Origin of the sequence: Rhodococcus sp. IEGM1428 (assembly GCF_050321865.1) — a bacterium.
In the GTDB taxonomy this organism is placed as follows: domain Bacteria; phylum Actinomycetota; class Actinomycetes; order Mycobacteriales; family Mycobacteriaceae; genus Rhodococcoides.
Map to the genome: position 1 here is coordinate 380,834 of NZ_JBNQFW010000001.1, position 12,635 is coordinate 393,468.

The 12,635-nt window shown below is 63.9% G+C and carries 12 protein-coding genes; 6 read left to right on the forward strand and 6 right to left on the reverse strand.

Annotated elements, in window-relative coordinates:
- Positions 1-45 precede the first annotated feature (45 nt).
- Positions 46-1,014: a LacI family DNA-binding transcriptional regulator gene (locus ACQR3T_RS01890; RefSeq protein ID WP_428692368.1), complete on the reverse strand. Its 969-nt coding sequence runs from the start codon at positions 1,012-1,014 to the stop codon at positions 46-48.
- Between the two features lie 142 nt (positions 1,015-1,156).
- Between ACQR3T_RS01890 and ACQR3T_RS01895 the strand changes: the two genes are divergently transcribed.
- Entirely contained in the window at positions 1,157-2,179 is a 1,023-nt protein-coding gene (locus ACQR3T_RS01895; protein WP_428692369.1) for a Gfo/Idh/MocA family oxidoreductase, read from the forward strand.
- A 1-nt stretch (position 2,180) separates the two neighbouring features.
- A complete protein-coding gene (locus ACQR3T_RS01900) occupies positions 2,181-2,954 on the forward strand; it encodes a TIM barrel protein (protein ID WP_032377220.1) in 774 nt (257 codons plus the stop codon).
- 183 nt (positions 2,955-3,137) lie between these two features.
- On the opposite strand, the gene ACQR3T_RS01905 is transcribed toward ACQR3T_RS01900, so the two are convergent.
- From ACQR3T_RS01905 to ACQR3T_RS01915, 3 genes are all read right to left on the reverse strand, one after another.
- Entirely contained in the window at positions 3,138-4,319 is a 1,182-nt protein-coding gene (locus tag ACQR3T_RS01905; protein WP_428692370.1) for a lipase family protein, read from the reverse strand.
- Positions 4,320-4,699: 380 nt separating this feature from the next.
- Positions 4,700-5,158: an EVE domain-containing protein gene (locus ACQR3T_RS01910; protein ID WP_428692371.1), complete on the reverse strand. Its 459-nt coding sequence runs from the start codon at positions 5,156-5,158 to the stop codon at positions 4,700-4,702.
- A 73-nt stretch (positions 5,159-5,231) separates the two neighbouring features.
- Positions 5,232-5,600, reverse strand: a complete 369-nt coding sequence (locus ACQR3T_RS01915) for a VOC family protein (RefSeq protein WP_428692372.1) — start codon at positions 5,598-5,600, stop codon at positions 5,232-5,234.
- Positions 5,601-5,662: 62 nt separating this feature from the next.
- Here ACQR3T_RS01915 and ACQR3T_RS01920 point away from each other — a divergent pair, with 62 nt between their 5' ends.
- Entirely contained in the window at positions 5,663-6,115 is a 453-nt protein-coding gene (locus ACQR3T_RS01920) for a MarR family winged helix-turn-helix transcriptional regulator (protein WP_032377218.1), read from the forward strand.
- A 194-nt stretch (positions 6,116-6,309) separates the two neighbouring features.
- On the opposite strand, the gene ACQR3T_RS01925 is transcribed toward ACQR3T_RS01920, so the two are convergent.
- Positions 6,310-7,503, reverse strand: coding sequence for a PrsW family intramembrane metalloprotease (locus tag ACQR3T_RS01925; RefSeq protein ID WP_032377217.1), 1,194 nt, complete (start codon positions 7,501-7,503; stop codon positions 6,310-6,312).
- Complete coding sequence (locus tag ACQR3T_RS01930) at positions 7,500-8,126, reverse strand: hypothetical protein (RefSeq protein WP_428692373.1); 627 nt, start codon at positions 8,124-8,126, stop codon at positions 7,500-7,502. The genes ACQR3T_RS01925 and ACQR3T_RS01930 overlap by 4 nt, the downstream gene beginning before the upstream one ends.
- Before the next feature lie 390 nt (positions 8,127-8,516).
- On the opposite strand from ACQR3T_RS01930, the gene ACQR3T_RS01935 reads away from it, so the two are divergent.
- The 3 genes from ACQR3T_RS01935 (at position 8,517) to ACQR3T_RS01945 (ending at position 12,617) form a co-directional block, all read left to right on the forward strand.
- Positions 8,517-8,873 (forward strand): hypothetical protein, encoded by a 357-nt coding sequence (locus ACQR3T_RS01935; protein WP_428692374.1) that lies wholly within the window; start codon positions 8,517-8,519, stop codon positions 8,871-8,873.
- 9 nt (positions 8,874-8,882) lie between these two features.
- Positions 8,883-11,315 (forward strand): excinuclease ABC subunit UvrA, encoded by a 2,433-nt coding sequence (gene uvrA, locus ACQR3T_RS01940; protein ID WP_428692375.1) that lies wholly within the window; start codon positions 8,883-8,885, stop codon positions 11,313-11,315.
- 138 nt (positions 11,316-11,453) lie between these two features.
- Positions 11,454-12,617, forward strand: a complete 1,164-nt coding sequence (locus ACQR3T_RS01945; RefSeq protein ID WP_032378259.1) for an epoxide hydrolase family protein — start codon at positions 11,454-11,456, stop codon at positions 12,615-12,617.
- Positions 12,618-12,635 lie beyond the last annotated feature (18 nt).

The following is a 12,635-nucleotide window of genomic DNA, read 5'->3' on the forward strand; positions in this document are numbered from 1 at the left end:
CCGATCTCATGAGGACTCGCTCGGGCCATCCGGCAGGGGGTGCGGCTACGTGTTGGCGGGTGGCGGAGCCACCGTGCCCCGTCTGATCAGGCGGGGCGTCAGAACAACCTCGGTCGGTTCGGCGCCGGCGATGCGTCCCAGTGCGCTCTCCACCGCTGAATCCGCCAGTGCCGATACGTCCTGCGACATCGAGGTCAGGTCGATGTGGGCGATGCGAGCCAAGCGTGAATCATCGTAGCCGACAACCGAAATAGCCGATGGGACGTCGATTCCTCGGCGCACGAGATGATCGAGCACACCCGTCGCCGAGTTGTCGTTGAACGCTACGACTGCCGTGGGGGGTTCGGCGGATTCGAGAAGGGTGCGCATACCCTCTGCGCCGTCGGTTTCCGACATTCCGCCGTCGACGACACGCGCGTCGATTCCATGCCTGTGTGCGGCGGCCACAAATCCGCGTCGCCTGTCGTGCGCCCCCGTCGATGTGCCGCCGTCGATGTGAGCGATGCGGGCGTGTCCCATTTCGACCAGATGATCGACAATCGCGCCTGTACCCGCGACGTCATCGCTACGCACCGACGCGATACCGTGGGTAGATTTCAGTATTTCGACTACTGGCGTACGGCCGTCGACTTCCACGAGTTCCGTTGTCGACAAACGTGATCCGAGAAGTATGGCCGCTTCGCAACGCTCACGCAGCAATGCTTGCACCGCGCTCCGTTCATTGCGACTCGGAGCGACGGCGCTGAGCGTGACATCGTATCCGTGACGCGCTGCCGCCGTGTAGATGCGTTCGACGAGGTCCCCGTGAAACGGCTGCTGCAGATCGAACGTGACACCCAACAGTCGCGAGCTGGCCTGGCGAAGCTTTTGAGCTCGCCGGTCAGGGACGTAGCCGATGCTCTCCGCGATCGCCTTGATCCGTGTCCGAGTGTCGTCGCTCGCGCCCTCGACTCCACGCATGACGATGGAAACGAGCGCAGGCGATACGCCCGCGATCCTCGCAACGTCAGCCATTGTCGGGCGCGCGCTGTCGACCACTGGACTCCTTTCGTCTCACGAGAACGCTAGTTGACCGATCGCGGCAAGCCCCCTAGTGTTCTGCAACTAGAACGTACTAGTTAGCCCTGAACAGCGCAATCACACCAGGAGAGAACGTATGCCAAACCCTGTCGCCACGGTTCGCGTGGCTCTGATCGGAGCGGGCCGCATCGGAAAGAACCACGCCGAGATCATTGCTCGACGAGTCCCCGGTGCCGTCCTGGAAGCGGTCGTCGATCCGGTGGACGGCGCAGCCCGCCAGCTCGCCGACAGCCTGGGCGTCGCGAAGGCGTACACCGACGTCGACACAGCATTGAACGACGCCGAGATCGATGCCGTCGTCGTCGCCGCGCCCGCACGCAGCCATACCGACCTCGTTGTGAAAGCCGCAGCCGCGCGCAAACATATCTTTGTCGAGAAGCCGATGGCCGTCACTCTCGAGGATGCAGATCGTGCGATCGCCGCCGCCGACACTGAGGGCGTCGTACTTCAGGTCGGATTCAACCGACGTTTCGCACCGGGTTTCGTTGCCGCCCGCGCAGCGATCGACGACGGAAAGATCGGCACACCACAGCTTTTGAGGTCTCTGACCCGCGACCCTGGCCCGTTCACGGCCGACCCCTCTCGCATTCCGCCGTGGACCATCTTCTTCGAGACGCTCATTCACGACTTCGACACGCTGATGTTCCTCAACCCCGGCGCGACGGCACAGCGCGTCACCGCCATCGCCGACGCCCTCGTGCGCCCGGACGCCAAAGGCAGTGGACACCTCGACACTGCCGTCGTCACAGTGCAATTCGACAACGGTGCCATTGCCACAGCCGAGGCCAACTTCAGCGCGCTCTACGGGTACGACGTGCGCAGCGAAGTCTTCGGTTCGGCAGGTATGGTCACCGCAGGCGACGGCCGGAGCAACGACATGACCCTGTACAGCGCTTCTGGCGCGCACGTCGACACTGCACGTAGCGACACAGAGCTACTGCGCGCGGCGTACATCGGCGAGTTCACGGCATTCGTCGACGCCGTAAGGTTCGGCACGCCATCGGTCGTGACCGGCCATGATGCGCGGGCTGCCCTGCAGATCGCTCTCGCCTGCATCCGCAGCGTCGAGACCGGCGCTGCTGTGGAACTGGGAGAATGACATGATTCTGGCAGCGAGCGCTGAAATGCTCTACCTGGAACTCCCTTTCGTCGAGCGCGTCGAGCGGATAGCAGCGCGTGGACTGCACGTCGAGATCTGGAACTGGTCCACCAAGGACGTCGATGCTCTCCGGTCCAGTGGTGCCACATTCTCCTCGATGACCGGATACCTCGACGGCAATCTCACCGAAGCGGCAGGCATCGAGCGACTTCTCTCGACTGCTGCACAGTCGCTTCTCGTGGCAGAGAAGCTCGATTGTCCGCGGCTCAACCTGCATGGAACCGGCCTCGACGGGAACGGACTCCCGGTGCGCCCGGTGGAGGTCGTAACGCCGACGATGTGGTTGACCGCGGTGCAGACTCTGCGCTCGATCGCGGCACTGGGAGAACAAGCCGGACGGGTGTTCACGCTGGAGAATCTCAATCTTGCCGTCGACCATCCGGGGACGCCCTTTGCCAAAGCATCGGACACTCGTGCATTGGTGCGGGCTGTCGACAGCCCGTTCTTGAAGATGAACCTCGATCTCTATCACGCCCAGATCGGCGAAGGAAACCTCATCGCACTACTCGAGGAATCGTTGCCGTACATCGGCGAAATTCAGGTTGCCGACGTTCCGGGCCGGTGCGAGCCGGGGACCGGCGAGATCAACTTCCCAGCAATCGCTGCTGCTCTGCGTCGCATCGGGTACACCGGCATCGTCGGCCTCGAAGGCTGGGCGTCTGGCGACTCCGACACAGCCCTCGATGCGTTCGTTTCCGCGTTCGAGGTTCCTTGACTTCTGGCCTCGCCCGTATGCAGCAGACCTAGGTTCGGATCTCCCACCATTCGCGGACCCTCCCAGCAGTCATGTACAGACGCAGTCGGTGGTGCAACGTCGAATACGGGTCCGCGTCCAGGGTGTGCGCCCACACCCGCGACCCGACGCAGACCTATCACCCCGAACTCGGCGGGCGGCGAGCTAACCCGAACCGTTGGCCGCGAATTGCCCTGCAATCCAACGCAACACGAACGGCAGCCCAGTCATGGCGCCGATGAAGTGGTCGCCTGCCACGGGCTCGTAGTGCACGTCGGCACCCTTGCTGCGCCACTGCTCGATCAGGGCAGTCACGCCGGCCTCGGGGATGAAGCGATCGCCGATCCACTTACTCGCGGAACCGTGGAAGAACGCGACCGGCACCGACGGCGCGTCGGCACCCGGACGATTCGCGGCGATCACCCGCCGCGCGATGTCGGAATCGAACGGGTCGGGCTCGGACGCCAAGTCCTCGATTCGTATGCGTGCCAACCCGCCCAAGGCGAGGGGAAGGACGGACATGTCCTTCACCCAGGACGCCAACAGCAGCGCCTTCGGGCCGAACAGCTCGACCATCTCGGGGTGCTCACGCGCGAGACCCATGCTCGCCGCGCCCAGCAGTCCGGCCGCGACGGTGCCGTTCATGGTGTCCAGCAGCATCGAGAAGTCGGTGGGCGTTCCACCGGCGACGGCACCCGCCAACCTCACGTCCGGCGCGTACCTCGGCTGCAGCTGCGCCGTCCACGTGGTGGCGATCGCGCCGCCACTGTAGCCGTAGGCCACCACTGGGCTGTCGGCGAGCTCCGGGGCGACGACCGTCAACCCGCGTAGCGAGTCCAGGACGGCATGCCCGGCCATCGTGCCTTCTGAGTACGACATCCGCGGGCCCTGGTGATCGGCGACGAGGACGGCGTATCCGCGGGCGAGCCAGAGCGGCATCACCGGCGGGAGGTCGGCACCGACACCGTGCACGAGCCGGTACGACGGTGTGCTCTTGGCTCCTAGGGAATCGATGGCCACGTTGTGGGCGACGACGGGCCGCGGGCCGCGCCCGGTCCACGGCCGCTTCGGGATCAACAGCGAGGCGGTGACGCCGGCGGGGAGACCCCGCGCGTCGGTCGATCGCACCATGAACTGATGCAGGACGGTTCGCGGCCGGGGCACCAGACCGCGGGTCGTGCGCTGCCGGATCACCGCACCGGGCGCGAGGTCCTCGATGCCGGGAGGGGTGAGGAAGAAGGCGTCGTTGTCGATCGGGGTCGGAAGGATCGCGGCATGGGGATCGTCGGGAGGCTCCAGGGGCAGTTGTCGAGTCAGTACGCGATCGAGCACACCGAACAGAGTCATGATCCCCCGACATTCTTCTCGAGCCGTACCCATCCCCGCGGTCACCGTACCGCGCGAGGCGGTCGGTGAACGCAAAATGGAGACATGCCCGCGGACCACCTGCTCCCTTGAAATCCGCACAGTGTCGGTACGAGTCCGACTGGGGCACCGGAGTTCGTATGAACGAGAACTACGGGTTCCCGCCCTGTCGATCGCTGCCTCGGATGCAGCCGCGATGGTCAGACAACAGGTGTCAGCGCAGGTCGCTGAGCAGCACCGCAACGAGTTCCCCGGCCGGCAGTATCGGCAGCATGTGGTGGCTGCAGCCAAGTCGGCTATGGCGTCGTGATCGGTTGTGACGTCACCATCGACGTTGTCGGTGTGACGTGGTTGTGGAGTGGTCAGCGGCGCATCCGGGCGCAGATCATCGAAAAGTCCTCTCGGGGAATGGTGAAGAGTCCGCGACGAAAGGGAAGACCCCAGTGGGCAGCGTCTGGAATGAGCGACAATCGATCGACAAGCGGTCGTGTGTCTACGGGTGTGCAGGGGTGGAATGTGGCGGCCAGTCTCCACGGTCGGAAATCGTCGGTGATGTCGACTTGGTAGGGCTCGTCCCCGGTGATGGTCGCCCATGCTGTGAATTGTTGGACCGGAGTTCCTTTGTGCAGGCTCGTGCGGGGGGAGTAGAAGATCATGTCGTCGCCCGGCCGAGGTCGACCAAGACGCGTTCTCGCGCCGTGGTCGGCCTGCGTGAAGCCACCCTCGGTAGCTGCCTCGACATGGTCCAGGCTGACGGTGTTGATCCAGAACCGCTGCTCCGGCGTGTCCGTGGCGGGCTTCGGTCGGGTCTTCGGGGGCATGTGGCTATTCAAGATCGTTGTGCGGTCGGGCCTTCGGCGGGACCTGTGGGCGCCCAAAGCCGACGTGCGCGACTCAGGCACGGTCGTGGAGGGTGATGTGATAGCCGTCGGGGTCGGCGAATGTGAACGTGCGGCCGAAAGGTCCGTCGATCGGCGCGGAGACGATCGTCTTGCCATCGGTGACGAGGGCGTCATGGATGGCCTGAACATCCTTGGCGTGCAACCAGATTGCCGCACCGATGCCGGGCTGCGGGGTGGACGCGATGTCGGTGCCGGGGATGACGTCGCGGAGCGCGAATGCGATCGGGGACGTCTCGAAAACGACGGCGTGAGGCGGGCCGGCCTGTGAACGTACGAGACCGAGATAGTGCTCGTAGAACGACTGCGATGCAGCGAGGTCGGTTGCTTGAAGGTTGATGAAGTCGGGTCCGGTGACCGCCATGGTGATGCTCCGTTTCGTTTGTCAGTTTGTTGACACGAACCAAGCTATGTCAAACTACTGACATGAGTCAAGCGGATGAGGGTATCGACCTGAAGACGTCTCTGGGTTATCAGCTGAAGGAGGCTTCCAGTGCGCTTCGTGCGGCCATGGAAGCGGCCCTTCGGCCCCTCGGGATGACGGTGACCCACTATTCGTGCCTCGAGCTTCTGTCGCAGCGTCCGGGCCTGTCGAACTCGGATCTGGCACGGGGCACCTTTGTCACGCGGCAGGCGATGAATGTTCTCCTGCAATCGCTCGAACGCGATGGATATGTAAGTCGGCCCGCTCGAGCACCCGTCGGCAAGGCCCTGCCCACCAGTCTCACTGCCGCCGGACGACGGAGATTGGCCCGGGCGACGGTGGCCGTCAGGGCAATCGAGAGGCAGATGCTCGCAGGGTTGTCCGATCAGGACCAGGTCGCGACCCGGCGCATTCTGTCGACCATCATCGAGTCGCTGACCCATCCGAACGGGTGACCCAACGGATCTTGGCTTGCCACGCCCATTGTCCAGTGAACTTTCAGATGTCCGCCAGGAACGGATCGAGAGCGGTCCAGGTCGCGTCCGGCGCCGGCCGTGCGGGATTGACTCTGACGTCATAGGGCCGGGACACGAAAAAATGGTACCGACCGAAACACGTTCGGGCGGTGTCGGTTTCGTTCGGTTGTCGGTCAGCCTGCCTTGACGCGCAGGCGCTCGACCTCCGAGCGAGAGTGACGCACGGCCTCGGTGTCGGCTCCCTTGCCGTTGGCAAGGTCGTGGGCGAGGTCGAGAATCGCGCGCCGAAGATGCTTGCGTGCTCGACGGGACTTGTGATGGGGCGCGGACTTGATGAACGCCTTACGCGCCTTCTTTTCAAGGATGCCGTCCACCTCTGCGTCGGTCACGGTCCCCGCTTCGACCTCGGGGGCGAGGATGTCGCGGACGAACTGGTATTCACGCGGCGCTGCTCGTCGAAACGCGATGGTCAGCACTGTGAACCCGAGCACGATGGAGCCGATCATGACGGGGAACGTCAGGATGCCACCCATACCGAGGCCGGTGGCGTCGTCCCAGGTGAAGTGAAGAAACATGCCCAACAAGACGAATGCCAGGCCGCGCCCGATCCGGCGTGGCTGGGCCGCGGTGCCGATGATGTAGATGACACCCGTGCAGACGAGGGCACTGAAGAGCGGATGGGAGACGAAGCTGACGGCGATGCGGGTGAACGACATCTGCACTGCCTGACCGACCGGATCGGTACCGAACGCCCGGGCAGTGGAGTTGGCCGCGTACAGGAAATCCTCGAAGACCGCGAATCCGAGTCCGAGGAACGCGCCGACGATCAGACCGTCGTTCGCGGTCCGAATCAATCGCGGGGCGAGGCCCATGAGGAGGATGAATCCGCAGAGTTTTGCGGCCTCTTCGGTGATCGGTGCAGTAGCACCGGCTGCCCAGTCGGCGCTCCACACCTGACCGAACAGCTTGGAGTAGATGCCGAGCATTGCGGTGTTCACGGTGTAGGCGAACGCGAAGGTGGCCGGGATAGCGCCCCAGAGAAGCGCAGCGAGGACGAGGCGGCCTGGCTGGCGCTCCCAACGGTCTATATGACGGAACCAGGCGAACCACGCCAGCCCACACAAACCACACAGTATTGCCGAGATTGCGAAAGCGTCGGCATAGAAACCGGCCGACGGCGCGAAGAACGCCCACGCCTGGAACACGCCGATCGCAGTCAAAGCCAGGTAGACCCAGAACGAAAGATTATGGGGTTGCACGAAGTGGAAACGCTCACCCCAACCGGAAACCTCGATCGCACGGGCCTGGCGGTGCCTGGCCTCGGTGCCTTCAGAGCTGCGCGTGGTGTCGGTGCCGGTCTCGCTCATGAGTTGTTCCCGTCTACGGTCCGGATGCTGGCGATCATGTTCTTGATGTCGTCGACGCCCGCGGTCATCTGAGCGGGAGGACCGTAAGCGGTGACCTTCAGACCGGTACCGGACATGACGAATGCTGCGACCACACCGTCGCCGGTCACACTGCTGTAGGGCTGCGCGACACCGGTCTCGCCCGCCGCCGTCGTGAGAGTGGTCCGGTCGCCGTCGACCCGGAAGGTCGGGTCATCGGTGCGGGAAGTGACCTTCTCCACCTGGTCCAACAATTCACCGGGGGTGCCGTCGAACGTGTCCGGCGAGACCTGGAAAGTGACGCCCTTCCCGGCGACGATGGCATCGCCGGACCTGCGTCCTTCGTCGTCTGCACGAAAGCCCGCCTCGACATCCCAGCCGGTGGCCGGGGTGAAGACGATGGTGTCGGTGAGAGCGAGTTGCTCGCCGGCGACCACGGGATCGTCCCAGTCGATGGCCGCGTTGACACGTGGCACGAAGATGGTCAGCACTACGAAGACCGCGACGACGAATAGCGCCGGTGGAAACGTGCGTCGGTCGAGTCCGAGCACACGATGCTCCGCCGGCACCCGATGTTTGTGGGGCGCAACATGTATCTGTGTCACGGGTACTCCTCGGTGCCGAGTGTTGTCCGTACCTGCACACGGACCTCGTGATCGGTGCAGACCAACAGCGGTGGAATGAGCAGGGTGGTGCTTGCGGTGCAACAATGTGCGATCGTTCATCGCCAAGTTCATTGATATCAAAGGCGCGTGGGTATCCGCTGTCGCTCTGCTCGAAAAGAACCGCAAGTACATTTACAACTCGGAAATCAGAGGTTTGCCCTTGTCGCGAGACTGCATTCGCGATGGCCGCGATATCACGCAATACGAAAAGTGATCACGCGGGGAAAGCGGGCGAAACCGATGCGCCTACACAGCTGTTCCGAAGGATCGTTCCCGGATTCGGCAAAAGTGACGGGCAGCACCGCCGTTCCAGTGGTTCGACTTTCGCTTGTGCCCGTGGGTACGGGTCTCGGTGCCGGTATCGGCGGCGGAGGGAACTCGACGACCGCATGGGAAATGTGTGGCCTGATGGCGGGGCGGGCCCGCGCGGCTCGACGTCAGAAGATGCCTCCGTCGGTGGTACTTGCGATGTCCGAGACGACGTCGTACGCACTGGCGCGCAAGCGATCCGGGCTGTTCGGATCACGGAAAAAGTTGGGCTTGCTGGCCCAGATTCCACGTTCGCACCTGAGCGTGACGCATAAACGGCGCGGAAACGTTCTTCTTTTCAAGCTCACGGATCATGCCGACCCGCCGATGCAATGGATCCCGCCGCTTCGGCGCCCTCGGGCCGAGGACGCCAGCTAGGCTCGTTCGGTGACGGACTCAACATGGGACGGGTATGTCCGTGTGCGCGGTGCTACCGAACACAACCTCGCCGCCGTCGATGTCGACATACCCCGCAATGCATTTGTCGCGTTCACAGGGGTGTCGGGGTCCGGAAAGTCGTCACTGGCTTTCAGCACCTTGTACGCCGAAGCCCAGCGACGCTACTTCGAGTCGGTTGCCCCCTACGCGCGTCGACTGCTTCAGCAAGTAGGCGCGCCCCACGTCGCCTCCATCACCGGCCTTCCACCGGCCGTTGCACTGCAGCAACGACGGGGTTCGCCCAGCTCACGCTCCAGCGTCGGCACCATCACCACAATGTCCAACCTGCTCCGCATGCTGTACTCCCGGGCCGGTACCTATCCCGACGGTGCGCCGCTGCTCGCGGCGGAGGCGTTTTCACCCAACACGGTCGCCGGTGCATGCCCGCGATGCGGCGGATTGGGCGACTTCCACGATGTGACAACGGAATTGCTCGTTCCCGACCCCTCGCTCAGCATTCGCGACGGAGCGATCGCGGCGTGGCCGGGTGCGTGGCAGGGTGCCAACCTGCGCAGCGTCGTTGCCGGCATGGGTATCGACATCGACGCGCCGTGGCGCACGCTGAAGAAGAAGGACCGAGACTGGCTGCTCTTCACCGAGGAGCACCCCAAGGTGTGGATCGCACCCGAAGAGGGCCGTGTCGACCACAGTTACGAGGGCAAGTTCTGGAGCGCTCGGAGTCACGTCATGCATGTTCTGGCGGACTCGAACAGCGAGCGGATGCGGGACCGCGCGCTGCAATTCACCGAGACCGTCCGCTGCCCGATGTGCTCCGGCAGTGGGCTGCGCGCCGACGCACTGGCCGTCACCATCGCGGGCCGCTCGATCGCCGAGATCAATGCACTTTCCTTGACCGAACTTGCGCAAGTGTTGCGCCCGATCGGCGAACAGGAAGGGGAGGGAACCGAGGTGGCGGTACGCATCACCGCCGACCTGCTGGCCAGAATCGACGTGTTGCTCGAGTTGGGTTTGGGGTATTTGGCGCTCGGGCGTAACTCGACGACCCTGTCGCCCGGCGAGACGCAGCGGTTGCGGATCGCCACGCAACTGCGTTCCGGTCTCTTCGGGGTGGTGTACGTCTTGGACGAACCTTCCGCCGGGCTGCATCCCGCGGATGCCGAGCCACTGCTCGACGTCCTGGACCAGCTGAAGGCGTCGGGCAATTCCTTGTTCGTCGTCGAACACGACATGGACGTTGTCCGCCGCGCCGACTGGGTGGTCGATATCGGTCCCGCGGCCGGCGAGGGCGGTGGACGGGTTCTGTACAGCGGCCCCGTTGCTGGCTTGGAGGAGATCGAGGAATCGGTCACCGGCAGGCACCTCTTCGGTCGAGCGGAATCCGCGCAGCGTGAGGCACGCCCCATCCAGGGCTGGCTGACTCTGAGCGGAGTCACACGGCACAATCTGCAGGAATTGACGGCCGAGTTCCCACACGGGGTGCTCACGGCGGTGACGGGTGTGTCGGGATCGGGGAAGTCGACGCTCGTCAGCCAGGTCTTGTTCGAGGTGGCGCGCCACCAACTGGAGACCGCGGCAGACGAGGACGATGACGCGCAGATCGAGGTCGACGTGGCCGAGGTTTCCGGAATGGAGATGTTCACCCGTCTGGTCCGGGTGGATCAACGCCCCATCGGCCGAACCCCCCGATCGACACTGGCTACCTACGTCGGACTGTTCGACATCGTCCGCAAACTGTTTGCCGCCACCGATGAGGCCAAGGCCCGCGGATGGTCACCAGGACGGTTCTCCTTCAACGTCGCCGACGGACGGTGCCCCACGTGCCAGGGCGACGGTTTCGTCGAGGTGGAGCTGTTGTTCCTTCCCGGCACCTATGGCCCTTGCCCCACTTGCCATGGTGACCGGTACACCCCCGAAACTCTCGAAATAACGTGGCGCGACAAGACAATCGCCCAGGTATTGCATATGTCGGTGGACGAGGCCGCGATGTTCTTCGCCGATATCGCAGGAGCATCCCGCAGTCTGGAGACCTTGCGCGATATCGGGCTCGGCTACCTTCGGCTCGGTCAACCCGCCACCGAGTTGAGCGGCGGAGAAGCGCAGCGCATCAAGATTGCCACCGAATTGCAGCGCACCCGTCGCGGCACTGCCCTTTATCTGCTGGACGAACCGACGGCAGGGCTGCATCCCTCCGATGTCGCAATGCTCATGCGTCAACTACACCTGCTTGTCGACGCGGGCAACACAGTGGTGATGGTGGAACACGACTTGGATGCCATAGCCTCTGCAGACTGGGTCATCGACCTCGGTCCCGGCGGCGGCGACAACGGGGGCACCGTGGTTGCCACCGGCACGCCCGCCGACGTGGCGGCGTCTCCGACCAGCATCACGGGACCGTATCTGGCCCGTCGGCTCCAATCCTGAACTGTCGCTTCGTCTCATTTACCTTCAGCCTGCTTTACCGACGCGACCGACAACTATCCGAACTGCACCGTGGGCATTCCGGGGGCATTTCGGTAATTCAGGACCACTGCTGTCCGCGATGAAGTGCACGATGACGTCATGACAATCACCGCGCCTCCCATCCCGTTCGTCGTCGACATCCCGCAGTCGGAGCTCGACGACCTGTCCCGGCGTGTTCGCGACGCCCGCCTGCCTGAACCCCTCGGTGCCGACGACTGGACCACCGGAGTGCCTGTGTCCGTGCTCCGTTCGATGGCGACCACCTGGGTCGACGACTTCAGCTGGCGAGAGGTGGAAAAGCAGCTCGCGTCGCTTCCTCAGTACATGGTGGAGATCGACGGGCAACGCATCCACTACCTGCACGTGCGGTCGTCGCGAGCCGACTCCACTCCTGTTCTGCTGTGTCACGGATGGCCGGGGTCGTACCTCGAGTTCCTCGACCTCATTCCACTGCTGACCGAGCCTGAGGACGACGAACTTCAGGCATTCGACGTGATAGTGCCATCCGTCCCCGGATTCGCCTTCTCCACGCCGCTGTCAGACGACGGGTGGAGTACCGATCGCGTGGCCCACGCTTTCGTGGAGTTGATGAGTTTCCTCGGATACGGCTCCTATGTGGTGCAGGGCGGTGATTACGGTGCCGGAGTCGCACCGGCGATGGGTCGTCTCGATCCGGACCACTGCGCCGCCATTCATGTCAACGGGTCCATCGGGGCACCCTTCCAGGAACCAGACGAGGCAGAGCAGAAGCGTTGCACCGAAACCGAATTGGACCGATACCGACGTGTGGGCGAGTTCATGGAGTCGGAGTTCGGGTACATCTCCATCCAGTCGACTCGTCCGCAACTGATCGGTGCTGCCCTGACCGACAGTCCCATCGGTCAGTTGTCATGGATGCTGGACAAATTCCGTGCGTGGACCTACCCGTTCGACCAGGAACCTGATGGCGCCCTCGGCCGCAACCGGATACTCGCTCACGTCACCCTGTACTGGTTGACTCGCAGCGCCGGGAGCGCCGCCTACACCGTGTACGCGGCCGAGGGTGGGGCCTGGGGTGGTCCAACGGCAAAGCCGTCGCAACCGGTGGGAGCCATCATGTTCGCGCACGACATCGGCATCAGGCACCTCGCGGACCAGGAGTTCGACATCGTGCACTGGACCGAGGTGCCGGATCACGGTGGTCACTTTGCGGCGATGGAGGAGCCGGTGCGTCTTGCCGCGGATCTGCGCTCGTTTCTGTCTGCGTTACCGTCGGCCGGTTGACCGCTGTCTCGGACCGTC